This window comes from Citrobacter freundii ATCC 8090 = MTCC 1658 = NBRC 12681 (assembly GCF_011064845.1).
Classification (GTDB): Bacteria; Pseudomonadota; Gammaproteobacteria; order Enterobacterales; family Enterobacteriaceae; genus Citrobacter; species Citrobacter freundii.
Genome location: NZ_CP049015.1, coordinates 1,546,690 through 1,569,336 on the forward strand (window position 1 = coordinate 1,546,690; position 22,647 = coordinate 1,569,336).

Below are 22,647 nucleotides of genomic sequence, written 5' to 3' on the forward strand. Positions count from 1 at the left end.
TCAGTGCTTATCCAGCGCTAAATTAAGTTCCACCAGGTTCACCACCGGTTGGCCGATAAAACTGACCAACGGCTTTTGCGTGTATTGTGCAACCAGGCGTGTGACCTCTTCAACGCTGAGGTTGCGAGCCTGCGCCACGCGGGGGATTTGCCAGGCCACCGCAGCTGGCGTCAGGTTGTTATCCAGCCCGCTGGCGGAAGCTGTTACCAGCTCTACCGGAACGGCAGGATTTGCCTGCGGGTTAGCGGCACGCAGCGCGGCAATCCGGCTTTGCAGCTGTTTATCCAGTTCCGGGTTGCTGGCTGCCAGATTACTGCCGCCTGAAGCCATTGGATTATAGGGCATTTCCGCTGTGGCTGAGGGGCGTCCCTGAAAATAACCGGCAGCGGTAAACTGTTGCCCAATGAGCTCGGAGCCGCGAACAATCTGACCTTCGCGGAGAAGCGAACCGTTAGCCTGGTGGGGAAACCACCATTGCCCCAGCGCAGTGGTCAGCAGCGGGTATGCTCCGCCGGTGATAAGCATCAGGAAAATCAATGTTGATAATGCAGGACGTAATCCACTCATCTGAAACCTCACACCAGACCCAGCAGGGTCAGTAGTAAATCAATTGCTTTGATACCGATAAACGGCACAACCAAACCGCCCAGACCATAGATCCACAAATTGCGGCGCAACATCGCGGATGCGGACAACGGTTTATAGCTCACGCCTTTCAGCGCCAGTGGAATCAGAAAGACGATGACCAGCGCGTTAAAGATGACCGCGCTGAGGATCGCCGAGTCCGGCGAATGCAGCCCCATCACGTTCAGCGCATTGAGCTGCGGGTAGGTGGCGGCAAATGCGGCCGGGATAATGGCAAAATACTTCGCTACGTCGTTGGCGATACTGAAGGTGGTTAGCGAACCGCGCGTCATCAGCATCTGTTTACCAATGTGCACCACTTCAATCAGTTTGGTGGGGTTGGAGTCGAGATCCACCATGTTGCCCGCTTCTTTCGCTGCCTGGGTTCCGGAGTTCATCGCAACGGCAACATCGGCCTGCGCAAGGGCAGGTGCGTCGTTAGTTCCGTCTCCGGTCATCGCCACCAGACGACCTTCCGCCTGATACTGACGAATCAACGCCAGCTTGGCTTCCGGTGTGGCTTCGGCTAAGAAGTCATCCACTCCGGCTTCTGCGGCGATTGCGGCGGCGGTCAGACGGTTGTCACCGGTGATCATCACCGTTTTGATCCCCATTTTGCGCAGTTGAGCAAAACGTTCTTTAATCCCACCTTTTACGATATCTTTCAGGGCGATCACGCCCAGTACGTGGGAGCCTTCGGCCACCACCAGCGGCGTTGCGCCAAGGCGAGCGACGTTTTCGACCTTCTGCTCCACATCGGCAGGAAAGTGCCCGCCGTTGGCTTCAACATGACGACGAATGGCATCAACCGAGCCTTTGCGGATCATACGGTTGTCAATGTTGATGCCGCTCATCCGGCTTTGGGCGGTAAACGGTACAAAGGTGGCGTGCAGCGATTGCACGTCGCGTATACGCAGATTAAAGCGCTGTTTAGCCAGAATCACGATGCTGCGGCCTTCCGGCGTTTCATCGGCCAGGGATGAAAGCTGCGCGGCATCGGCCAGCGTTTTTTCGTCCACGCCGTGGGCGGGCAGAAAATCTGAAGCCTGGCGGTTACCTAGCGTAATGGTGCCGGTTTTATCCAGCAGCAGTACATCCACGTCACCCGCCGCTTCTACTGCACGTCCGCTGGTGGCAATGACGTTCGCACCCAACATGCGGCTCATCCCGGCGACGCCAATCGCGGAGAGCAGCCCGCCTATCGTCGTAGGGATTAAACACACCAGCAGCGCAACCAATACCGTGACGCTGACCGCGCTACCGCCCCAGGCGGAAAACGGCCACAGCGTGGCCGTAGCCAGTAGAAAGACGATGGTCAGGGCTATCAACAGGATCGTCAGGGCAATTTCATTGGGCGTTTTACGCCGCTGTGCACCTTCAACCATGGCGATCATCCGGTCGAGGAACGTTTCACCAGGGTTTACGCTGCATTCGATAACCAGCCAGTCGGAGAGGATGCGAGTCCCGCCGGTGACGGAGGCGAAATCACCACCGGATTCACGAATCACCGGCGCGGATTCACCGGTAATGGCGCTTTCATCTACCGACGCGCCGCCTTCGATCACCTCGCCGTCACACGGGATAATATCGCCAGCTTCCACCAGCACGATATCGCCTTTACGTAAATCATCGGCAGGGACGTGATCCATTGCCGCGCCGTATTTCGGTTCGCGAAGCTTGCGGGCAAAGACGGTTTTTTTGACGCCTTTTAGGCTGTTGGCCTGAGCTTTACTGCGTCCTTCCGCCAGCGCTTCAGCAAAGTTGGCGAACAGAACGGTAATCCACAGCCACAGACTTATCGCGCCGGTAAACCAAGGATTACCCGGCATATGGCCTGTTGCCATCGCCACGGTTAACAGGGTCGTTAACAGACTGCCCAACCAGACGATAAACATCACCGGATTACGCCACTGGGTATGTGGGCTTAATTTTTTCACGGCGTCCATCAGCGCCTGTGCGACCAGAGAGGGTTCGAACAGCGCCAGTTGCTTGCGACTCATAGTAATGTGCTCCGCATCACTCAGTGTAATGACAGGTATTCTGCGACCGGGCCAAGCGCCAGGGCAGGAACAAAGGTGAGAGCGCCAACCAGTAACACCGTACCGATCAACAACCCGACAAACAGCGCTCCGTGGGTAGGTAGCGTACCGGAGCTGGCTGGCTGGATCTTTTTACTGACCAGCGATCCGGCAATCGCCATCACGGGAATGATCACGCCGAAGCGACCGAAGAACATGCATAAGGCCAGCAGGCAGTTCCAGAACGGGCTGTTGGCGCTTAACCCGGCGAAGGCGCTACCGTTGTTGTTCGAGGCGGACGACACGGCATACAGCACTTCGCTAAACCCGTGTGGACCCGGGTTTAGCATGGCGCTGCGGCCAGCTTCGGTCATCATGGCGATCGCTGTGCCGATCAGGACCAGCGCAGGGGTGACCAGAATCGCCAACGCGGTCATTTTCATTTCGCGCACGTCGATTTTCTTACCCAGATACTCTGGTGTGCGGCCAATCATTAACCCGGCGATAAATACCGCCAGCAGCACGAACAGCAGCATGCCGTACAGACCTGAACCCACGCCGCCGAAGACCACTTCACCAATCTGCATTAACCACATTGGCACCATGCCGCCCAGCGCAGTAAAGGAGTCATGCATCGCATCAACAGCACCGCAGGATGCAGCTGTCGTGACGACGGCAAACAGACTCGTGGCCAGCACGCCAAAGCGGCTCTCTTTGCCTTCCATGTTGATATTACTGTCTGCGCCGAATGCCATCAGGTGTGGGTTGCCCTGAACTTCAGCCCACATCACGACGGCCACGCAGACCACAAAAATCAGTGACATGGCCCACAGCAGAGTCCGCCCCTGGCGACGATCGCCCACCACATCACCAAAGGCAAAACACAGCGCGGTAGGAATTAAGAAAATAGCCAGCATCTGTACCAGATTGGTCAACGCGGTAGGGTTTTCAAACGGATGTGATGAGTTAGCGTTAAAGAAACCGCCCCCGTTAGTGCCAAGCATCTTAATCGCTTCCTGTGAGGCGACGGGCCCCATCGGCAGCAGTTGTTTAACCCCTTCAAGGGTGGTGATGGGCTGATAGGGCAACACGTTTTGCAGCACACCTTGCTGAATGAAAAACAGCGCAATGAGCAATGCAATGGGGAGCAAGATCCACAGCGTAATGCGAATCAGATCGACCCAGGCGTTGCCCAAGGTGTTCATACTCTGGCGCGTGAAGGCGCGGGTCAGGGCAAAAATCACCGCAATCCCGGTTGCCGCTGACAGGAAGTTTTGTACGGTCAGCCCGACCATCTGGCTGAAGTAGCTTAAGGTGGTTTCACCAGCATAGGATTGCCAGTTGGTATTAGTGACAAAACTCACCGCGGTGTTAAGCGCCAGATCCCACGAAAGCCCTGGCAGTTGCTGGGGATTTAACGGCAGCAGGTTTTGCGCCATCAGCATCGAAAACAGGACCAGCAGGCCCAGTACATTGAGCACGAGGATCGCCAACAGATACTGCCGCCAGTTCATCTCCTGCTGTGAGATGCCCAGACCACGCCAGAGCAAACTCTCCACGCCAGTCAGGCCCGGCAGGGACGTATTATTGATCAGTCGAGCCAGCCCAAAGCCCAGCGGTCTGGCGATGACAAACAGCACCAGCAAGAAACTGGCAATGAGTAAAAATCCTTGGGCCGCCATCAGAACGCCTCCGCATTAATCAGGGCATACACCAGATAACCTAATAATAAAAAGACCAGCACAATGCCGGTTATCACGCCTGCACTCACGGTGCACCTCCAGTGGCATAAATGTGATAACCAGAGCGTAGATTTTTGCTTGCAAAGATTTCGCAAAAATCAGTGGGTGGGGTGTAAAAAAAGTATAAAAATGGCAAAGACCACTATTTAACTAATGATTAGTATTAATTTAACTTTTATGTAACTTAATTACAGTTTTTAGCTAAACGGAGCATCAATAGATAAAAATAAGTGGTCGGATGAGTAGCAAAATTACACACAAGGCGGTATTATTTTCATCAGTTAACCAAGTTTATTTTTCCGGTGCGATTCACCGAACAGATATATGGGAGAGGATTATGGACTTTTATAAAGAATATCCAGCACACATTGTTTTCTTGCGCCGTACCTTTGCCGTTGTGGCGGGCGTGCTGGCGCTGCCGGTCATGTTGTTCTGGAAAGACCGCGCCCGTTTTTACAGCTACCTGCACCGCGTCTGGTCTAAAACCAGTGATAAACCGGTGTGGATGGAGCAGGCTGAAAAAGCCACCTGCGATTTCTACTGATAGCTAATAAATCCCCAAAAGCCGCTGATATCAGCGGCTTTTTTGTTCATGATAGCTACACTTATCTCAGGAATGAGAAAGGAGCGATCATGAGCGAGAAAATCCCTGTTGGTATAAGTGCCTGTCTGTTGGGGGAGGCGGTTCGCTATGATGGTGGGCACAAGCGGCTGGCCTTTGCTGTGGAAGAACTGTCGCCGTGGGTCGCTTTCGAACCCGTATGCCCTGAAATGGGTATCGGGTTACCGGTCCCGAGACCTGCGCTGCATCTGGTCAAAGAGGGCGAGGCTGTCTCCCTGCGTTTTAGTGATAAACGCGAGGGTGATTTGACAGACGTAATGACGGCTTTTAGTCAGCGACAAAGCAATCGTCTGGAGCATTTGTGTGGCTATATTGTCTGTGCAAAATCCCCCAGTTGCGGTATGGAACGGGTGCGGGTCTACGACGTGGAAGGCAAAAACAACCGTAAAGCGGGACGAGGGATCTTTACGTCCGTGCTGATGTCGACGTTACCCTGGCTTCCCGTGGAAGAGGACGGGCGTTTGCACGACCCGCAGATTCGGGAAAATTTTGTTGAGCGCATTTATGCCTTGCACGAGCTCAACGGTATCCGTCAGCAAGGGTTAACGCGCGGCGCACTAATCGATTATCACAGCCGTTACAAGCTATTACTGTTGGCCCATTCCCAGCCGGACTATCGCGAACTCGGGCGTTTTGTCGCGGCGATCGGCGAATGGCAAGATTTGCAGGCTTATTTTGTCGAGTATCGCTTAAGGCTGATGAGTTTGCTGGCGCATCTTCCCTCGCGGCGCAACCATACCAACGTGCTGATGCATGTCCAGGGCTATTTCCGTACGCAATTAAATTCTCGTCAGCGGCAGGAGCTGGCCTCTCTCATTGACGGGTATCGACGTTCGACTCAACCGCTGCTTGCGCCAATAACATTACTCAAACACTATATGGCGGAATATCCGGATGCTTATCTCTCCGGGCAGCGCTATTTCAATCCCTGGCCAGAGGCTCTGCGTTTGCGCTACGGGCGTTAAGTTTGTTCTTCAGGAGTGTTATGACCACCCATTTGGTCTGGTTTCGGCGTGATTTACGCCTGCACGACAACCTCGCGCTGGCGGCGGCTTGTCGGGATCGTTCTGCGCAGGTGCTGGCGTTATATATCGCTACCCCCGAGCAGTGGAAGGCTCACGATATGGCTCCGCGCCAGGCGGCATTTACCTGCGCGCAGTTGAATGCGTTACAAACAGCGCTGGCAGAAAAAGGCATCCCTTTACTGTTTTACGAAGTGGCTGATTTTGCGGCCAGCGTGGACACCATCAAAAGTGTCTGCCTGCAGCATGACGTCAGTCGATTATTTTATAACTATCAATATGAAATAAACGAACGCCAGCGTGATGCCGCCGTCGAAAAGTCCTTACCTCAGGTGGTGTGCGAAGGGTTTGACGACAGCGTGATCCTGCCCCCGGGGGCGGTGATGACCGGCAATCATGAGATGTATAAAGTGTTCACGCCGTTTAAAAATGCCTGGCTGAAGCGGATTAAAGACGGTATTCCAGAATGCGTTAGCGCGCCGAAAATGAGGCACAGCGGCGCACTCAGCACGTCGTTAAGCGCAATAACGCTGAGCTATCCGCAGCAATATTTTGATGCGCAGAGGTTTGTGGCAGATGAAAAATTGGCCATCGCGCAATTACGCCATTTTTGCCAGCAGGCTGCGGGAGAATACGAGCAGCAGCGTGATTTTCCAGCGATTGACGGGACCAGTCGATTATCCGCGAGCCTGGCGACTGGAGGACTATCACCGCGCCAGTGCCTGAATCGACTGCTCGCGGAGCAGCCGCAGGCGCTTGAGGGCGGCAGGGGTAGCGTCTGGCTGAACGAGCTTATCTGGCGTGAATTTTATCGTCATCTGATGACTTACCATCCGGCGCTGTGTCGGTATCAACCCTTTATCCGCTGGACCGATCGCGTGCAATGGCAGAATAATCCGACGCATTTGCAGGCCTGGAAAACGGGTAGTACGGGTTACCCTATTGTGGATGCGGCGATGCGTCAGCTCAACGCCACGGGCTGGATGCATAATCGATTACGCATGATTACCGCCAGTTTTTTGGTGAAGGACCTGCTGATTGACTGGCGTAAAGGCGAACAATATTTCATGTCGCAACTGATTGATGGTGACCTCGCGGCCAATAACGGCGGCTGGCAGTGGGCAGCCTCAACCGGAACCGACGCCGCACCGTATTTCCGTATCTTTAACCCCACGACGCAGGGCGAAAAATTCGACCGTGACGGTGAGTTTATCCGCCAGTGGGTACCGGAACTGCGCGACGTACCGGGTAAAGCCATTCATGACCCGTGGTCGTGGGCAGAAAAAGCGCAGGTAACACTAAGTTATCCTCGCCCGATTGTGGATCATAAACAGGCAAGGCTGGCGACGCTGGCGGCATATGAGGCGGCGCGTAAGGGATAGCGCTGCTGGAATTAATGCAAAAACATATCCGTCAGCGGGATTTGATGGGGCTGGTAGAGCAACTGACCACGCTACTACTTACCGGATGCGCTAATGACACGCAACTGCAGGCGATGCTTAATTACATCCTACGATCCGGCGATTAATCTCGCTTTAATGAGTTTATGCAAGAGATGGCACAACGGATCCCCCAACACAGGAGAAGTTGCATTACGTATAGCGCAAACTATGTTGGAGCAGGGAATGGATCGCGACATTGTGCTAATGGTTACAGGTCTTTCTGAAGAGGAACTCGCTGCAAGTTATACGTAATTACCCGAAAAAACAGGCCCGAATAGTATTACATCATCGGGCCCTTACACTCAGGATTCTACCGCCAGCGGACGGTTTCTGAACTTAAGCGACTGATATAGCCAAATCAGCAGCACCAACACCACGCAGGCCAGCGCACCCCAGGTAATTTCGCTAAAGACATCAATATACGCATTGATGGAGTAGTTGATAGCGCCTGCAGCATCAAACGAGCCTTGCGACGTCTGATCGGCGATAACGCCTGCCAGATAGTTGGCGATGGCGCCGGACAGCAGCATATAAATGCCTGTTAATACGCCAGTCACCCCAGGGATCTCAATACGCGTAATTTGCGACATCGCCACCGGGTCGATAAACAGTTCGGCAAAGCCCATGACCGCCAGCCCCAATACCATCAGCGGCATAGAAGAGTGGCCGTAAGCTGCGGACCAGCGGGCGCTTAAGGTCAGAATGCAGAACCCTGCGCTCATTAAACCGAGGCCAAGGGCGAATTTACCCCAAATACGTACGGTACGATTGCCGCCAACGCTTTCTTTGACTACCCAGGCCAGCACGATACCGCACAGCATAACGGCAAAGGCGTTAACCGACTGGAACATCGCGGTCGGGACGGAATACCCCAAAATATCGCGATTTACGAAGCGGTCAATATACAGGCTAATCGAGCTGCCGCCCTGTTGAGCAAAGGCCCAGAACAGCAAGCTGAAGAAGGTCAGCGTGACGATAAGCCCCAATTCTTTGCGCTGCTTTTGGGTTTGCGCCTGACGGTAAATCTTCGCCAGAACCGCCAGACCAATAACCGTGGCAACGATCAGTGCGTAAACGGACCACTCTTTCCAGAACAGGACGGTAATCAGTAACGGTGCTGCAACCAGCAGAACTAACAGCCAGGCCCAGTTTGGCAGCATATACTTTTTCGCACACAGCACAGCCTTGTTGACGCCAGTGGTATGAGCGAAATGGCGATTACCGCATAAGAAAATCACCAACCCTGCCAGCATGCCAATCGCAGCCAGCGCAAAGCCCATCGCCCAGCTGTACTCTTCCTGCACGTATCCGCAGGCAATCGGTGCGATGATCGAACCGATGTTACCGGCTGCGTAGAGCAGAGAGAATCCACCGTCGCGACGCGGATCTTCAGGCTGATATAACTCGCCCAGCAGGCAACTAATGTTGGATTTAAACAGACCGTAGCCGCAGACAATGATCGCCAGCGACAAATAAAGGAACGCCGGAGCCATTTCGCTTGCGCCCAATACCAGATGTCCCACCGCCATTAAAAATGCGCCGATCATCACCGCCATTCGATTCCCGAGCACTTTATCTGCCAGGTATCCCCCGAGAATGGGGGTGACGTAGACCAGTGAACAGTAGGCGCTGAACAGTTCATATGCGTGATTATCGTCGTACTTGAGCTGGTTAGTGAGATACAGGATCAGCAGCGCACGCATGCCGTAAAAACTGAAATATTCCCAGATTTGTAGCGCGACGACGTAATAAATCGCCCGTGGTTGAGATGCTTGTTTATTCATTATTTTCTCGAAGTAAATGCCTCGCGACAGGCTGAGCGTACTGCGCGAGCGTGTTTCCTTAAAGTTGTAACTTTGATACAGATCTGATTATTTTTGCAATATGCTGTCTGATTGCATAAATATACATGAATTGGATCGCGTAGTGGTAAGCAAATCATGTTCAAAGCGGGTGTGATTGTTTCTTGATGTGTCAGTGAAATGGCTATCGACGAACGCAGGCGAGGACGCTATTTTAACCTAAGCTGTGTTGCTGATTAGGCAGGCAGAATTAATGACTACGAGGACGATGATGAAAAACACCGAACTGGAACAACTGATCAACGACAAACTGAACAGCGCCGCCATTAGCGACTATGCGCCGAATGGTTTGCAGGTTGAGGGCAAAGAGACGGTGCATAAAATCGTGACCGGCGTGACCGCAAGTCAGGCGCTGCTGGATGAGGCGGTGCGCCTGCAGGCCGATGCGGTTATCGTTCATCACGGTTATTTCTGGAAAGGCGAATCTCCGGTAATTCGCGGCATGAAGCGCCATCGTCTGAAAACGCTGTTGGAAAACGATATCAACCTGTATGGCTGGCACCTGCCGCTGGATGCTCACCCGGAACTGGGGAATAACGCGCAGTTGGCCGCGCTGTTGGGGATTACCGTGATGGGTGAGATCGAACCGCTGGTACCATGGGGAGAACTCTCCATGCCGGTTCCGGGACTGGAATTGGCATCATGGATTGAAGCGCGTTTAGGCCGTAAACCGTTATGGTGTGGTGATACCGGTCCGGAAAAAGTTCAGCGCGTCGCCTGGTGTACTGGGGGCGGTCAAAGTTTTATTGATAGCGCAGCCCGATTTGGCGTCGACGCTTTTATCACTGGTGAAGTTTCAGAGCAAACCATTCACTCAGCCCGCGAGCAGGGGCTGCATTTTTATGCTGCCGGTCACCATGCGACCGAACGCGGCGGCATTCGCGCATTAAGCGATTGGCTTAATGAAAATACCGATCTGGACGTGACTTTTATCGATATTCCTAATCCAGCGTAATAAAGAGGGACGAAAGTGCAGCGAGCGCGTTGTTATCTGTTAGGTGAAACGGCAGTGGTTCTTGAACTGGAACCGCCCATTACGCTGGCGACTCAGAAACGCATCTGGCGTCTGGCCCAGCGTCTGGTTGATGCCCCGAATGTACTGGAAGCTATTCCAGGCATGAACAATATCACGGTGACCTTGCGCGACCCGCAAACGCTGGCGCTGGATGCGATTGAGCGCCTACAACGCTGGTGGGAAGAGAGCGAAGCACTGGAGCCGGATTCGCGCTTTATTGAAATTCCTGTTACCTATGGCGGTGAGGCCGGCCCCGATCTGGCAGAGGTCGCCCGGCACAGCGGATTAAGTGACAAGCAGGTTGTGGAACTTCATGCGTCGGTTGATTACGTGGTGTGGTTTATCGGTTTTCAGCCGGGATTCCCCTATCTCGGGAGCTTACCTGAACAACTCCATACCCCAAGACGTGCGGAACCGCGTTTGCTTGTTCCGGCAGGTTCTGTCGGTATCGGTGGATCTCAAACGGGGATCTACCCGCTTTCCACGCCTGGCGGGTGGCAATTGATTGGGCGTACCTCCGTTTCGTTATTTGATCCAAAACGGGAGGAGCCGATTCTGTTACGGGCTGGCGATACCGTGCGTTTTGTCCCGCAGAAGGAGGGGATATGTTAAACATCATCCGCGCTGGCATGTACACCTCAGTACAGGACGGGGGACGTCATAGTTTTCGTCAATCCGGAATCAGTCACTGTGGGGCGCTGGATAAACCGGCGCTGAACGTGGCTAACCTGCTGGTGGGTAATGATGCGAATGCCGCAGCGCTGGAAATCACGCTGGGGCAACTGGTGGTGGAGTTTGAAGCCGATGGCTGGTTTGCCCTGACCGGTGCCGGATGCGAAGCACAGCTGGATCGTACGCCCGTGTGGAGCGGATGGCGGTTACCGGTAAAAGCCGGGCAGCGCCTGACGCTAAAACGTCCGCTTCATGGCATGCGCAGTTATCTGGCGGTAGCGGGCGGTATTGATGTTCCTGAAGTGATGGGCTCGCGTAGTACCGATCTGAAAGTGGGCATTGGTGGGTTTGAAGGGCGTCTACTGCGTGATGGCGATCGACTGGCGATTGGCGTATCTACCCGGAAATTCAGCGAGCCGCAAGGTGTTAAGCAACTGATGTGGGGTAATCTCATTCGCGCGTTGCCCGGACCTGAATATCAGGAGTTTGATGAGGTATCGCAGGCTTCGTTCTGGCGCTCACCGTGGCAACTTAGCCCACAAAGTAACCGTATGGGGTATCGTCTTCAGGGGCAGCCGCTGACGCGCACGACCGATCGCGAGCTGCTGTCGCATGGCTTGCTCCCCGGTGTGGTGCAGGTTCCACATAATGGCCAACCCATTGTGCTGATGAACGATGCTCAGACGACGGGCGGCTATCCGCGCATCGCCTGTATTATTGAGGCAGATATGTATCATCTGGCGCAGATCCCGCTCGGTCAACCGATTCATTTTGTGCAGTGTTCGCTGGAGGAAGCGCTGAAGGCGCGGTACGACCAGCAGCGTTACCTGGAACAGTTAGCATGGCGGCTTAACAATGAAAATTGATCTCAATGCAGACCTCGGTGAGGGATGTGCGAACGATGCAGCGTTGCTGCAATTGGTGTCATCGGCCAACATCGCCTGTGGGTTTCACGCAGGCGATGCGCAAACCATGCTCTCAAGCGTGCGCGAAGCGCTAAAAAATGGCGTAGCGATAGGTGCGCATCCCAGCTTTCCGGATCGGGAAAATTTTGGCCGTAGCGCCATGACCCTGCCTGCGCAAACGGTGTATGCGCAGACGCTGTATCAAATTGGCGCGCTGGCTGCCATCACGCGGGCGGAGGGCGGTGTGATGCATCATGTCAAACCGCATGGCATGCTCTATAACCAGGCAGCGAAAGATCCTCAACTGGCTGATGCGATTGCGAAAGCGGTTCATGCCTGCGATCCGTCGCTGATTTTAGTGGGACTGGCGGGAAGCGAACTGATTCGTGCTGGAGAACACTATGGCCTGGTAACGCGTCAGGAGGTGTTTGCCGATCGGGGTTATCAGGCCGATGGCAGCCTGGTGCCGCGTAGTCAGCCGGGCGCACTGATTGAGGATGAAGAGCAGGCGTTGGCGCAAACGTTAGAAATGGTGCAATCCGGCAGAGTAAAAAGCCAAAGTGGGACATGGGCGAGCGTGACTGCCCAGACGGTATGCATTCATGGGGATGGCGAGCACGCACTCGCTTTTGCTCGTCGCTTGCGTAGCGCCTTTGAAGCATGCAATATTCAAATTAGCGCATAAATTTATTCATACAAAACAATAAGATATTACACAACAACATAAGGGATTTAATTATGGGAGAGGCTATTTCTCTCTGGCCATTGACGGGGATCGCCGTCATCGTGGTCGGATTTCTTTTACGTTTTAACCCGGTATTGGTGGTTATTATTGCCGGGATTGTCACGGGGCTGGCGGCGCATATGCCTATCGCCACTATTCTCGAGAAACTGGGTGAAGGTTTTCTCAACACCCGTAACCTGCCATTTATCTTATTGATCCCACTGGCGGTAATCGGTCTGCTGGAACGTCACGGTCTGAAAGAGCGTGCGCAGGCGTGGATTGCAAAAATCCGCAGCGCTACCAGCGGCCGCCTGCTGATTGTCTATCTGTTCATTCGCGAAGCGACCGCTGCATTAGGACTCACCAGTCTGGGGGGGCATCCGCAAATGGTGCGTCCGCTGCTGGCGCCGATGGCGGAAGGGGCCGCTGAGAAAAATCACGGCGAGATACCTGGGGCGGTACGCTATCGACTGCGCGCAATGTCAGCGGCGACCGATAACGTCGGGCTGTTTTTCGGTGAAGATATCTTTGTTGCTTTCGGCGCCATCATCTTCATGCATAACTTTATGCTGGAGTCTGGTGGGATCCAGACCGAACCGCTGCATATCGCCCTATGGGGGATCCCAACAGCAATTTGTGCTTTCCTGATCCACGGCACACGTTTGTGGCGTCTGGATAGCTATTTGCAACGTGAGGTGGCGAAAGCGAATGCCGCAGCGAAAGGGGAAGCGCAATGAATTTTCAACAAAGCTATCTCTACTGGCTGGCGGGCGCGGTATTACTGATTGTGGCTGTCATGTCCTGGCAGGATAAAGCGAACCCGCGTCGTTTCACCACTGGCCTGTTTTGGGGCATATACGGCGTACTGTTTCTGCTTGGCGACTGGACATTCTCGCTGTTTGGCGACAAGCGCGCGGTGCATATTGCCGTCGGTATTGCGGTGGTCGTCCTGGCGCTGATCGCCGGTTTTGGCGGCGTGAAGCTGGGAAGTTACCATCAACGGACGCAGCAACAACGCGAAGAAAGTGCCAGTCGCTTGGGCAACCGCCTTTTTTTCCCGGCGCTGGCGATCCCGGTGGTAACGGTTATTGGCGTGCTGATGTTCAACCATATTCCGGGCTTACAGGATGCGCTGTTTGGGCCGGGTAATCACGCCACGCTGGTGACGCTTTTTTCCATGACCGCAGGTTCGTTGATTGGCCTGTCGATGGCAATAAAAATGACCCATGAGCGGGTGCATCAACCGATCCAGGAGGCGCGCCGTCTGCTGGACTCCATCGGCTGGGCGTTCATCCTGCCACAGATTCTGGCTACGCTCGGGCTGTTGTTTACGGCAGCGGGCGTAGGCAGCGGCATTTCATATCTGACGCAGGAATATCTGGCGGTAGACAGTCGCTTTATCGCAGTGGCGGTGTACACCATCGGCATGGCATTGCTGACTATGGTGATGGGTAATGCGTTTGCTGCTTTCCCGATCGTGACCGCTGGGATTGGTATTCCGATTCTTGTTCTGCAACACGGCGGTAATCCGGCGGTAATGGCGGCGATTGGTATGTTCTCCGGTTATTGCGGGACACTGATGACGCCGATGGCGGCGAACTTTAACATTGTCCCTGCTGCGCTGCTGGAACTACCGGACAAAAATGCGGTGATTAAAGCGCAGGTGCCAACCGGTATACTGCTGCTGCTGGTCAACGTGTTCCTGATGTATTTCCTGATGTTCTTGTAAGGTGACAGGATGAAAACAGTACTCATCACGGGATTTGAACCCTTTGGCGGCGAGTCAGTTAACCCTTCCTGGGAAGTGGTCTCGGGACTCGATAATGCTATCATCGGTGGATGCCGCGTCGTTGCCCGCCAACTGCCGTGCGTCTTTGGCGAGTCTCTTGCCGTACTCAATGGCGCGATTGATGCGCTGTCGCCATCGCTGGTTCTGGCGGTGGGGCAGGCGGGTGGCCGCACGGATATCACCGTGGAACGCGTGGCGATTAACGTTGACGATGCGCGTATTGCGGATAATCAGGGGCAACAGCCGGTAGATGTGCCGGTTGTAGCCGATGGTCCAGCGGCATGGTTTAGCACGTTGCCGATCAAAGCGATGGTTATGGCTATGCGCAACGCGGGAATTCCGGCTTCGGTTTCCCAGACCGCTGGCACTTTCGTGTGTAACCACGTGATGTATGGCCTGCTGCATAAACTACGCGACGCATCGGCGGTGAAGGGCGGCTTTATTCACATCCCTTATTTGCCGCAACAGGCCGCACAGCATCCCGGGGCGCCAAGTATGGCGGCTGAAACAGTACGCCGGGCGCTGGAAGTCGCAATTGCCACCGCCTTGCAGGTGGAAAGCGATATCGCAGTGACGGGCGGCGCAACACATTAACAAAGGACAGTATTATGCCTGAAGGCCCGGAGATCCGCCGCGCGGCGGATAACCTGGAGGCGGCAGTCAAAGGCAAACCCCTGACGGAAGTCTGGTTTGCCTTTGAGCAGTTAAAACCGTATGAATCTCAACTAATTGGGCAGAGTGTTACCCGGCTTGAAACGCGAGGGAAAGCATTACTGACCCATTTTTCCAATGGCCTGACGCTGTACAGTCACAATCAGCTCTATGGCGTGTGGCGCGTGGTGGATACGGGCAACATCCCGCAGACCTCGCGGGTACTCCGTGTCAGATTGCAAACGCAAGACAAAACTATCCTGCTGTATAGCGCGTCTGATATCGAAATGCTGACGCCAGAACAGCTCGCCACCCACCCGTTCCTGCAACGGGTAGGGCCGGATGTACTGGATTTACGTTTAACGCCCGATGACGTTAAAGCGCGTCTGTTATCTCCGCGTTTTTGCAATCGCCAGTTTTCTGGTCTGCTACTGGACCAGGCTTTTCTGGCGGGATTAGGTAACTACTTGCGGGTAGAGATCCTTTGGCAGGTAGGGTTGACCGGACAGCATAAAGCGTCGCAGCTTGCCGATGAACAGTTGGATGCACTGGCGCATGCGCTGCTTGATATTCCGCGCCTGTCTTATAATACCCGCGGGCTGGCCGATGAGAATAAGCATCACGGTGCGTTGTTTCGCTTCAAGGTCTTTCATCGGGACGGCGAAGCCTGTGAGCGTTGTGGTGGGACTATCGAGAAAACGATGCTCTCCTCGCGACCTTTTTACTGGTGTCCGGGATGTCAGCACTAAGCGGGCCGTTTTGGAGCGTGCACCGAAATAAACCGCGCGACTGCGGGGCCAGTTAACAAAATGCTGAACAGTCGCAGGGTTTGCATCGCCATGATGAGCGCCATATCAGCGTGGCTTCCTGCGGCGATCACCGCAACAGAATCCACTCCTCCAGGACTGGTCGCCAGATAGGCAGTGAGAAAATCTATCTGCATGTAATGCGCCAGTCCCCAAGCCATACCGGCGCAGATCGCCATTAGTGAAAAAATGGACAACAGGATCTGCGGCAGTGGTCGTAATGCCATTAGAAAGATCTGTTTGTCAAAGCCAAGGCCGATTTGCCAGCCGATGGCCATATAGGCTATCGCCAGTAGCCATTCCGGCAGTTCAATCACCATCACTCCGCTTGCATTCAGCAAGGCACCCACCAGCATCGGCAATAGCATGACGCCAGAGGGAATACGCAGTAAGCGTCCAGCCGTGCCGGCAACGGCGGCCAGCATCAGAGTGCTGAAAAGATTGCCGCTTAGCGGCGGAAACCAGATGATTTGTTCACTGACCGCCAGCGCCTGGTCGCCCATCACCAGCCGGGTGACCATCGCTGCCGCGCCGACCACCAACAGTACACGCAGATACTGCATAAACGCCACCAGTCGGATGTCGGCACCATAATCCTGGGCCATTGCAACCATTGCCGCTGCGCCGCCTGGTGACGAGCCCCATGCGCCGGTGTTCCCCGGTAGCGTACTGTAGCGAACCAGCAGCCAGCCGATTATCGCGCTGCTGATAAGGGTTGCCAGCAGGATAACAATCACCATCGGCCAGTGGGCTGCAAGGGTTGTGAAGATTGAACCGGTCAGATTTTGGGCAATCATGCAGCCGAGAATCGCCTGCGCGCCAAGAAATGTGCAGCGGGGAGGATGCAGAGTGATGCCGCGCAGACTGAAGATGATGCCGACGATCATCGAACCGAGCAGCAAGGGTCCTGGAAGATGGATAAACAGAAAGAGCAGGGAAAGCAGGAGCGATAGCACAAACAACAGGCTCCACTGCAAAACAGGCATCCCATGCTCCTGAGTAAAATGTGAGAAATCTCAGTAAATCATAGAGAAAGCACGATAAGAATAAAATAATGTGGATCAAATAAAAACAGGCCGGATACAGGCATTACCGCCTTGTCCAGCCTGGGAGCGTTTATAACTGCAAGCCGGACAGACGCTGGCGCCATCCGGCAGACAATTAACGCTTAATATCAGATTTAAAATCGCGCTTGTCGTAGCCGGTGTACAGCTGACGCGGACGGGCGATTTTCATGCCGTCGGTGTGCATTTCGTTCCAGTGTGCAATCCAGCCAACGGTACGCGCCATGGCGAAGATAACGGTGAACATGGAGGACGGAATACCCATCGCTTTCAGGATTATGCCGGAGTAGAAGTCTACGTTCGGGTAGAGTTTCTTCTCGATGAAGTATGGGTCGTTGAGCGCAATGTGCTCAAGTTCCATCGCCACTTCCAGCAGATCATCTTTGGTGCCCAGTTCTTTCAGCACTTCGTGGCAGGTTTCACGCATCACGGTAGCGCGCGGGTCATAGTTTTTATAAACACGGTGACCAAAGCCCATCAGGCGGAAGGAATCATTCTTGTCTTTCGCGCGGCGAACAAATTCCGGAATGTGTTTAACAGAGCTGATTTCTTCCAGCATTTTCAGCGCAGCTTCGTTTGCGCCGCCGTGTGCCGGTCCCCACAGGGAAGCGATACCAGCCGCGATGCAGGCAAATGGGTTAGCACCAGAAGAGCCCGCGGTACGTACGGTAGAGGTTGAGGCGTTCTGTTCGTGGTCAGCGTGCAGGATTAAGATACGGTCCATTGCGCGTTCCAGAATCGGATTCACTTCGTATTTTTCGCACGGCGTTGAGAACATCATGTTCAGGAAGTTACCGGCGTAGGAGAGATCGTTACGCGGGTACACGAACGGCTGCCCGATGGAATACTTGTAGCACATCGCTGCCATGGTTGGCATTTTGGACAGTAGGCGGAAGGCGGCGATTTCACGGTGACGCGCGTTGTTTACATCCAGCGAGTCATGATAAAACGCTGCCAGCGCTCCGGTGACACCGCACATAACGGCCATCGGGTGAGAGTCGCGGCGGAAACCGTGGAACAGACGCGTGATCTGCTCGTGGATCATGGTATGGCGAGTGACTGTGGTTTTGAACTCGTCGTACTCTTCCTGCGTCGGTTTTTCGCCGTACAGCAGGATATAACACACTTCCAGATAGTTGGACTCGGTCGCCAACTGGTCAATCGGGAAGCCGCGATGCAGCAAAACACCTTCGTCACCGTCGATGAAAGTAATTTTGGATTCGCAGGATGCGGTAGAGGTAAAACCTGGGTCAAAAGTAAACATCCCTTTTGAGCCAAGGCTACGAATATCAATAACGTCCTGACCGAGCGTACCTTTCAGCACATCCAGTTCAATAGCAGTATCACCATTTAGAGTGAGTTTTGCTTTAGTATCAGCCATTTACGGTCTCCTTAGCGCCTTATTGCTTAAGACTGCCGGAACTCAAATTTGCCTTCGTGCATCAATAAACCGTTACCAGTTTGTTATTTGGCTCGCCGCTCTGCGAAAGAGGGGATGACCTGGGTACAGAGCTATGGGCGCTTGCAGGTAAAACGGTCTTTTTATGGCGAATAAACTGCAAATCAAGAACTTAGCAATCCGAATTATTTAACCTGTCTATCACTAATAACTGTCCTGAAGGTATTGGTCAATACTTCCACACTGTTACATAACTAAATCTCCGGTGAAAGAGTGACCCCATAACTTTTACGCATTATATGCTTTTTCTGGTGTCGTTTGTAACAACTTTGTTTAATGATTGTCAAATCAGATGATTAAAAATTAAAATAATGTTGTTATCGTGACCTATGTCACTGTTCGGGATAAAACCCGACAAACTATATGTAGGTTAATTGTAATGATTTTGTGAACGTCCTATACTGCCGCCAGGTCTCCGGAATACCCTGCAATCCCGAGCCAACCAGCGTTGTAACGTGTCGTTTTAGCATCTGGAAGCAGTGTTTTATATGACGCGTAGTTATAGTAAGGACGCTGTCTGACCCGCACGCAGACCGGAGGAAGGAAATCCCGTCGTCTTTCAGGCTACAGGTGTCTTCATCTTCTGTACCCGAAGTCTAAAGGGAATAATAAGAACAGCATGTGGGCGTTATTCATGATAAGAAATGTGAAAAAACAAAGACCTGTCAATCTGGATCTGCAAACGATCCGGTTCCCAATCACGGCGATAGCGTCCATTCTCCATCGCGTATCCGGAGTGATCACCTTCGTGGCGGTCGGGATTCTGTTGTGGTTATTGGGTACCAGCCTTTCCTCCCCTGAAGGTTTCCTCACCGCGTCATCCATTATGAATAACTTCTTTGTGGAGTTAATTCTGTGGGGGATCCTGATTGCGCTGGCATATCACGCCGTAATGGGCATTCGCCATCTGTTGATGGATTTTGGCTATATCGAAGAAACCCTCGAAGCAGGGACACGCTCCGCCAAAATTTGTTTCGTTATCATTGTCGTGCTTTCACTTCTCGCAGGAGTCCTCGTATGGTAAGCAACGCCTCCGCATTAGGACGCAACGGCGTACATGACTTCATTCTGGTCCGTGCTACCGCTATCGTTCTGACGTTATACATCATCTTTATGGTCGGTTTCTTCGCCATCAGCGGCGAGCTGACGTATGAAGTCTGGACCGGTTTCTTCTCATCGGCATTCACCAAAGTCTTTACCCTGCTGGCACTTTTCTCCATCTTGATTCATGCCTGGATCGGCATGTGGCAGGTGTTGACCGACTACGTTAAACCTCTGGCTGTGCGCCTGATTCTGCAACTGGCTATCGTTGTTGCGCTGGTGGTTTACGTCATTTATGGATTTGTTGTGGTGTGGGGTGTGTAATGAAACTGCCAGTCAGAGAATTTGATGCTGTTGTGATTGGTGCCGGCGGCGCAGGTATGCGCGCGGCGCTGCAAATTTCCCAGAGCGGGCAGACTTGTGCGCTGCTCTCTAAAGTGTTCCCAACTCGTTCCCATACCGTATCCGCGCAGGGTGGCATCACCGTTGCGCTCGGTAATACCCATGAAGATAACTGGGAATGGCACATGTACGACACCGTTAAAGGGTCGGACTACATTGGTGACCAGGACGCTATTGAATATATGTGTAAAACCGGTCCGGAAGCGATTCTGGAACTGGACCACATGGGGCTGCCGTTCTCTCGCCTCGACAATGGCACAATTTATCAACGTCCGTTTGGCGGCCAGTCGAAGAACTTCGGCGGTGAGCAAGCGGCACGTACTGCGGCAGCGGCGGACCGTACTGGTCATGCGCTGTTGCACACGCTGTATCAGCAGAACCTGAAAAACCATACCACCATCTTCTCAGAATGGTATGCGCTGGACCTGGTGAAAAACGCCGATGGCGCGATTGTCGGTTGTACCGCGTTGTGTATCGAAACCGGTGAAGTGGTTTACTTCAAAGCTCGCGCAACCGTGCTGGCGACCGGCGGTGCAGGCCGTATTTATCAGTCCACCACCAATGCCCACATCAATACTGGTGACGGTGTTGGTATGGCTATCCGCGCCGGTGTTCCGGTGCAGGATATGGAGATGTGGCAGTTCCACCCAACCGGTATCGCCGGTGCGGGCGTTCTGGTCACAGAAGGCTGCCGTGGTGAAGGTGGCTACCTGCTGAACAAACACGGTGAGCGCTTCATGGAGCGTTATGCCCCGAATGCGAAAGACCTTGCGGGTCGTGACGTGGTGGCGCGTTCCATCATGATCGAAATCCGTGAAGGTCGCGGCTGCGACGGCCCGTGGGGTCCGCACGCTAAGCTGAAACTCGACCACCTGGGTAAAGAAGTGCTGGAATCCCGTCTGCCGGGCATTCTCGAACTGTCCCGTACCTTTGCTCACGTTGACCCGGTTAAAGAGCCGATTCCGGTTATCCCAACCTGCCACTATATGATGGGCGGTATTCCGACCAAAGTTACTGGCCAGGCGCTGACTGTGAATGAGCAGGGCGAAGATGTGGTGATCCCGGGACTGTTTGCGGTAGGCGAAATCGCCTGCGTATCGGTTCACGGCGCCAACCGTCTCGGCGGCAACTCGCTGCTGGACCTGGTGGTGTTTGGTCGTGCGGTGGGTCTGCATCTGCAGGAATCTATCGCTGAGCAGGGTGACCTGCTGGATGCGACCGAAGATGAAATCGATGCTTCTCTGGCACGACTGAACCGCTGGAACGGTAACCGTAACGGTGAAGACCCGGTGGCGATTCGCAAAGCGCTGCAAGAATGTATGCAGCATAACTTCTCGGTTTTCCGCGAAGGCGATGCGATGGCGAAAGGTCTGGAAGAGCTGAAAGCGATTCGCGAACGCCTGAAAAATGCCCGTCTGGACGATACCTCCAGCGAGTTCAACACCCAGCGCGTTGAGTGTCTGGAGTTGGATAACCTGATGGAGACCGCGTACGCCACTGCAGTATCTGCAAACTTCCGTACCGAAAGCCGTGGCGCGCATAGCCGCTTCGACTTCCCGGAACGTGATGATGAAAACTGGCTGTGCCATTCCCTGTACCTGCCAGAGTCGGAATCCATGACGCGACGTCAAGTCAATATGGAACCGAAGCTGCGCCCGGCATTCCCGCCGAAGATTCGTACTTATTAATGCGGAGACAGGACAATGAAACTCGAGTTTTCAGTTTATCGCTATAACCCGGATGTTGACGACGCTCCGCGTATGCAGGATTACACCCTGGAGGCGGAAGAAGGGCGCGACATGATGCTGCTGGATGCATTGATGCAGCTGAAAGAAAAAGATCCGTCTCTGTCGTTCCGCCGTTCCTGCCGTGAAGGGGTCTGCGGCTCCGACGGTCTGAATATGAACGGCAAAAATGGACTGGCCTGTATCACACCTATTTCTGCGCTGAATCAGCCGGGCAAGAAAATTGTCATTCGCCCGCTGCCGGGTTTACCGGTTGTGCGCGATTTGGTGGTAGACATGGGGCAATTCTACGCACAGTATGAGAAGATTAAGCCTTACTTGTTGAATAATGGGAAAAATCCGCCGGCTCGTGAGCATTTACAAATGCCTGAGCAGCGTGAGAAGCTCGATGGGCTGTATGAATGTATTTTGTGTGCATGCTGCTCAACGTCCTGCCCATCATTCTGGTGGAATCCGGACAAGTTTATTGGCCCGGCAGGCCTGCTGGCCGCGTATCGCTTCTTAATTGATAGCCGCGATACCGAGACCGACAGCCGCCTGGAAGGTTTAAGTGACGCTTTCAGCGTATTCCGCTGCCATAGCATCATGAACTGCGTCAGCGTATGTCCTAAAGGACTGAACCCGACGCGCGCCATCGGCCATATTAAGTCGATGCTGCTCAAACGTAGTGCGTAAGTTTTTGTAGTCGTTGCCGGGGAAGTGATTCCCCGGTAGTACAGGAAACCTCTAAAAACTGCCATATGAGTAGTAATAATCGAGATGTTCAGAGCGAGACAAGGCCGCAACGCAGTCGTAGCCTGAACAGCGAAGATTATTAGACAGTTTTTAAAGGTTCCTTAGCGGACGCAGATGACACGACAGTCCGCAACAAGTGAACCCCGGCACGCACATCGGTGTGCGTGGTAGTATCCACGGCGAAATACTCGTCATAGTTCACGTTGCATGTGCGTTGGCTGCACTTGCTCACCCTGGTCACTTACTGGATGTAAGCTCCCTGGGATTCGCAAGCTTGCCACCTTCCTGAAACGCGATCTATTTAGAG

The 22,647-nt window shown here is 53.7% G+C and carries 22 protein-coding genes and 2 pseudogenes; 16 read left to right on the forward strand and 8 right to left on the reverse strand.

The features are described from left to right. From kdpC to kdpF, 4 genes are read right to left on the reverse strand one after another with little or no spacing between them, the layout of a single operon-like run. Entirely contained in the window at window positions 1-567 is a 567-nt protein-coding gene (kdpC, locus tag G4551_RS07380; RefSeq protein ID WP_003835531.1) for a potassium-transporting ATPase subunit KdpC, read from the reverse strand. Window positions 568-575: 8 nt separating this feature from the next. Next, window positions 576-2,624, reverse strand: a complete 2,049-nt coding sequence (gene kdpB, locus G4551_RS07385) for a potassium-transporting ATPase subunit KdpB (RefSeq protein WP_003835530.1) — start codon at window positions 2,622-2,624, stop codon at window positions 576-578. Window positions 2,625-2,644: 20 nt separating this feature from the next. Then, window positions 2,645-4,324 (reverse strand): potassium-transporting ATPase subunit KdpA, encoded by a 1,680-nt coding sequence (gene kdpA / locus G4551_RS07390; protein ID WP_003835529.1) that lies wholly within the window; start codon window positions 4,322-4,324, stop codon window positions 2,645-2,647. Then, window positions 4,324-4,413 carry a K(+)-transporting ATPase subunit F gene (gene kdpF / locus G4551_RS07395; RefSeq protein ID WP_001670793.1) on the reverse strand — a complete coding sequence of 30 codons (90 nt, stop codon included), beginning with the start codon at window positions 4,411-4,413 and terminating at the stop codon, window positions 4,324-4,326. The genes kdpA and kdpF overlap by 1 nt, the downstream gene beginning before the upstream one ends. A 308-nt stretch (window positions 4,414-4,721) precedes the next feature. Between kdpF and G4551_RS07400 the strand changes: the two genes are divergently transcribed. From G4551_RS07400 to G4551_RS07415, 4 genes and pseudogenes are all read left to right on the forward strand, one after another. Further along, on the forward strand, window positions 4,722-4,928 hold the full coding sequence (locus tag G4551_RS07400; RefSeq protein WP_003022870.1) for a YbfA family protein: 207 nt from the start codon (window positions 4,722-4,724) through the stop codon (window positions 4,926-4,928). An 89-nt stretch (window positions 4,929-5,017) separates the two neighbouring features. Continuing rightward, entirely contained in the window at window positions 5,018-5,971 is a 954-nt protein-coding gene (locus G4551_RS07405; RefSeq protein ID WP_003835465.1) for a YbgA family protein, read from the forward strand. Between the two features lie 20 nt (window positions 5,972-5,991). Continuing rightward, window positions 5,992-7,410 (forward strand): deoxyribodipyrimidine photo-lyase, encoded by a 1,419-nt coding sequence (gene phrB, locus G4551_RS07410; protein WP_003835463.1) that lies wholly within the window; start codon window positions 5,992-5,994, stop codon window positions 7,408-7,410. Beyond that, a pseudogene (locus G4551_RS07415) lies at window positions 7,407-7,722 on the forward strand (ISNCY family transposase); the annotation flags it as partial. The gene phrB and the pseudogene G4551_RS07415, both read left to right, overlap by 4 nt. A gap of 50 nt (window positions 7,723-7,772) precedes the next feature. Here the strand turns inward: G4551_RS07415 and dtpD are convergent. Beyond that, entirely contained in the window at window positions 7,773-9,254 is a 1,482-nt protein-coding gene (dtpD, locus tag G4551_RS07420) for a dipeptide permease DtpD (protein ID WP_003835460.1), read from the reverse strand. A gap of 289 nt (window positions 9,255-9,543) precedes the next feature. Here dtpD and ybgI point away from each other — a divergent pair, with 289 nt between their 5' ends. Genes ybgI through nei form a run of 8 tightly spaced genes read left to right on the forward strand, consistent with a single transcriptional unit; the run spans window position 9,544 to window position 15,837 of the window. After that, complete coding sequence (ybgI, locus tag G4551_RS07425) at window positions 9,544-10,287, forward strand: radiation resistance protein YbgI (RefSeq protein ID WP_003022887.1); 744 nt, start codon at window positions 9,544-9,546, stop codon at window positions 10,285-10,287. A gap of 15 nt (window positions 10,288-10,302) precedes the next feature. Next, on the forward strand, window positions 10,303-10,959 hold the full coding sequence (gene pxpB / locus G4551_RS07430; protein WP_003835457.1) for a 5-oxoprolinase subunit PxpB: 657 nt from the start codon (window positions 10,303-10,305) through the stop codon (window positions 10,957-10,959). Beyond that, window positions 10,953-11,885, forward strand: a complete 933-nt coding sequence (gene pxpC / locus G4551_RS07435; protein ID WP_003835453.1) for a 5-oxoprolinase subunit PxpC — start codon at window positions 10,953-10,955, stop codon at window positions 11,883-11,885. The genes pxpB and pxpC overlap by 7 nt, the downstream gene beginning before the upstream one ends. Further along, window positions 11,875-12,609, forward strand: a complete 735-nt coding sequence (gene pxpA, locus G4551_RS07440) for a 5-oxoprolinase subunit PxpA (RefSeq protein ID WP_003835451.1) — start codon at window positions 11,875-11,877, stop codon at window positions 12,607-12,609. The genes pxpC and pxpA overlap by 11 nt, the downstream gene beginning before the upstream one ends. 53 nt (window positions 12,610-12,662) lie before the next feature. Beyond that, window positions 12,663-13,385, forward strand: coding sequence for a DUF969 domain-containing protein (locus G4551_RS07445; protein WP_003835449.1), 723 nt, complete (start codon window positions 12,663-12,665; stop codon window positions 13,383-13,385). Continuing rightward, window positions 13,382-14,377: a DUF979 domain-containing protein gene (locus tag G4551_RS07450; protein WP_003835448.1), complete on the forward strand. Its 996-nt coding sequence runs from the start codon at window positions 13,382-13,384 to the stop codon at window positions 14,375-14,377. Before G4551_RS07445 ends, G4551_RS07450 begins: the two co-directional genes overlap by 4 nt. 9 nt (window positions 14,378-14,386) lie before the next feature. Then, the gene (gene pcp / locus G4551_RS07455; RefSeq protein WP_003835446.1) at window positions 14,387-15,031 is read left to right on the forward strand and encodes a pyroglutamyl-peptidase I; all 645 of its coding nucleotides are present in this window, start codon (window positions 14,387-14,389) and stop codon (window positions 15,029-15,031) included. Between the two features lie 14 nt (window positions 15,032-15,045). Beyond that, window positions 15,046-15,837 (forward strand): endonuclease VIII, encoded by a 792-nt coding sequence (gene nei, locus G4551_RS07460; protein WP_003835444.1) that lies wholly within the window; start codon window positions 15,046-15,048, stop codon window positions 15,835-15,837. Here nei and G4551_RS07465 read toward each other — a convergent pair. The 3 genes and pseudogenes from G4551_RS07465 to G4551_RS23750 all read right to left on the reverse strand — a co-directional run bounded on the left by G4551_RS07465 (window position 15,834) and on the right by G4551_RS23750 (window position 18,653). Beyond that, window positions 15,834-16,880, reverse strand: coding sequence for an AbrB family transcriptional regulator (locus tag G4551_RS07465; RefSeq protein ID WP_003835442.1), 1,047 nt, complete (start codon window positions 16,878-16,880; stop codon window positions 15,834-15,836). The genes nei and G4551_RS07465 overlap by 4 nt on opposite strands. 175 nt (window positions 16,881-17,055) lie before the next feature. Continuing rightward, window positions 17,056-18,339 carry a citrate synthase gene (locus G4551_RS07470; RefSeq protein WP_003835440.1) on the reverse strand — a complete coding sequence of 428 codons (1,284 nt, stop codon included), beginning with the start codon at window positions 18,337-18,339 and terminating at the stop codon, window positions 17,056-17,058. 203 nt (window positions 18,340-18,542) lie between these two features. Beyond that, window positions 18,543-18,653, reverse strand: a pseudogene (locus G4551_RS23750) (hypothetical protein). 383 nt (window positions 18,654-19,036) lie between these two features. Between G4551_RS23750 and sdhC the strand changes: the two are divergent. The 4 genes from sdhC to sdhB are packed head-to-tail and all read left to right on the forward strand — an operon-like array spanning window position 19,037 to window position 22,280. After that, the gene (gene sdhC, locus G4551_RS07475; RefSeq protein ID WP_003831406.1) at window positions 19,037-19,441 is read left to right on the forward strand and encodes a succinate dehydrogenase cytochrome b556 subunit; all 405 of its coding nucleotides are present in this window, start codon (window positions 19,037-19,039) and stop codon (window positions 19,439-19,441) included. After that, window positions 19,435-19,782 (forward strand): succinate dehydrogenase membrane anchor subunit, encoded by a 348-nt coding sequence (gene sdhD / locus G4551_RS07480; protein WP_003835437.1) that lies wholly within the window; start codon window positions 19,435-19,437, stop codon window positions 19,780-19,782. Before sdhC ends, sdhD begins: the two co-directional genes overlap by 7 nt. Next, window positions 19,782-21,548 carry a succinate dehydrogenase flavoprotein subunit gene (sdhA, locus tag G4551_RS07485; protein ID WP_003022919.1) on the forward strand — a complete coding sequence of 589 codons (1,767 nt, stop codon included), beginning with the start codon at window positions 19,782-19,784 and terminating at the stop codon, window positions 21,546-21,548. Before sdhD ends, sdhA begins: the two co-directional genes overlap by 1 nt. A 15-nt stretch (window positions 21,549-21,563) precedes the next feature. After that, window positions 21,564-22,280 (forward strand): succinate dehydrogenase iron-sulfur subunit SdhB, encoded by a 717-nt coding sequence (gene sdhB / locus G4551_RS07490; protein ID WP_003022921.1) that lies wholly within the window; start codon window positions 21,564-21,566, stop codon window positions 22,278-22,280. The last annotated feature ends 367 nt before the right edge of the window (window positions 22,281-22,647 follow it).

Bases quoted from the DNA above. Each gene is read 5' to 3' on its own strand.
- kdpC (WP_003835531.1), bottom strand. From the start codon at position 567: ATGAGTGGATTACGTCCTGCATTATCAACATTGATTTTCCTGATGCTT.
- kdpB (WP_003835530.1), bottom strand. From the start codon at position 2,624: ATGAGTCGCAAGCAACTGGCGCTGTTCGAACCCTCTCTGGTCGCACAG.
- kdpA (WP_003835529.1), bottom strand. From the start codon at position 4,324: ATGGCGGCCCAAGGATTTTTACTCATTGCCAGTTTCTTGCTGGTGCTG.
- G4551_RS07400 (WP_003022870.1), top strand. From the start codon at position 4,722: ATGGACTTTTATAAAGAATATCCAGCACACATTGTTTTCTTGCGCCGT.
- G4551_RS07405 (WP_003835465.1), top strand. From the start codon at position 5,018: ATGAGCGAGAAAATCCCTGTTGGTATAAGTGCCTGTCTGTTGGGGGAG.
- phrB (WP_003835463.1), top strand. From the start codon at position 5,992: ATGACCACCCATTTGGTCTGGTTTCGGCGTGATTTACGCCTGCACGAC.
- dtpD (WP_003835460.1), bottom strand. From the start codon at position 9,254: ATGAATAAACAAGCATCTCAACCACGGGCGATTTATTACGTCGTCGCG.
- ybgI (WP_003022887.1), top strand. From the start codon at position 9,544: ATGAAAAACACCGAACTGGAACAACTGATCAACGACAAACTGAACAGC.
- pxpC (WP_003835453.1), top strand. From the start codon at position 10,953: ATGTTAAACATCATCCGCGCTGGCATGTACACCTCAGTACAGGACGGG.
- pxpA (WP_003835451.1), top strand. From the start codon at position 11,875: ATGAAAATTGATCTCAATGCAGACCTCGGTGAGGGATGTGCGAACGAT.
- G4551_RS07445 (WP_003835449.1), top strand. From the start codon at position 12,663: ATGGGAGAGGCTATTTCTCTCTGGCCATTGACGGGGATCGCCGTCATC.
- G4551_RS07450 (WP_003835448.1), top strand. From the start codon at position 13,382: ATGAATTTTCAACAAAGCTATCTCTACTGGCTGGCGGGCGCGGTATTA.
- pcp (WP_003835446.1), top strand. From the start codon at position 14,387: ATGAAAACAGTACTCATCACGGGATTTGAACCCTTTGGCGGCGAGTCA.
- nei (WP_003835444.1), top strand. From the start codon at position 15,046: ATGCCTGAAGGCCCGGAGATCCGCCGCGCGGCGGATAACCTGGAGGCG.
- G4551_RS07465 (WP_003835442.1), bottom strand. From the start codon at position 16,880: ATGCCTGTTTTGCAGTGGAGCCTGTTGTTTGTGCTATCGCTCCTGCTT.
- G4551_RS07470 (WP_003835440.1), bottom strand. From the start codon at position 18,339: ATGGCTGATACTAAAGCAAAACTCACTCTAAATGGTGATACTGCTATT.
- sdhC (WP_003831406.1), top strand. From the start codon at position 19,037: ATGTGGGCGTTATTCATGATAAGAAATGTGAAAAAACAAAGACCTGTC.
- sdhD (WP_003835437.1), top strand. From the start codon at position 19,435: ATGGTAAGCAACGCCTCCGCATTAGGACGCAACGGCGTACATGACTTC.
- sdhA (WP_003022919.1), top strand. From the start codon at position 19,782: ATGAAACTGCCAGTCAGAGAATTTGATGCTGTTGTGATTGGTGCCGGC.
- sdhB (WP_003022921.1), top strand. From the start codon at position 21,564: ATGAAACTCGAGTTTTCAGTTTATCGCTATAACCCGGATGTTGACGAC.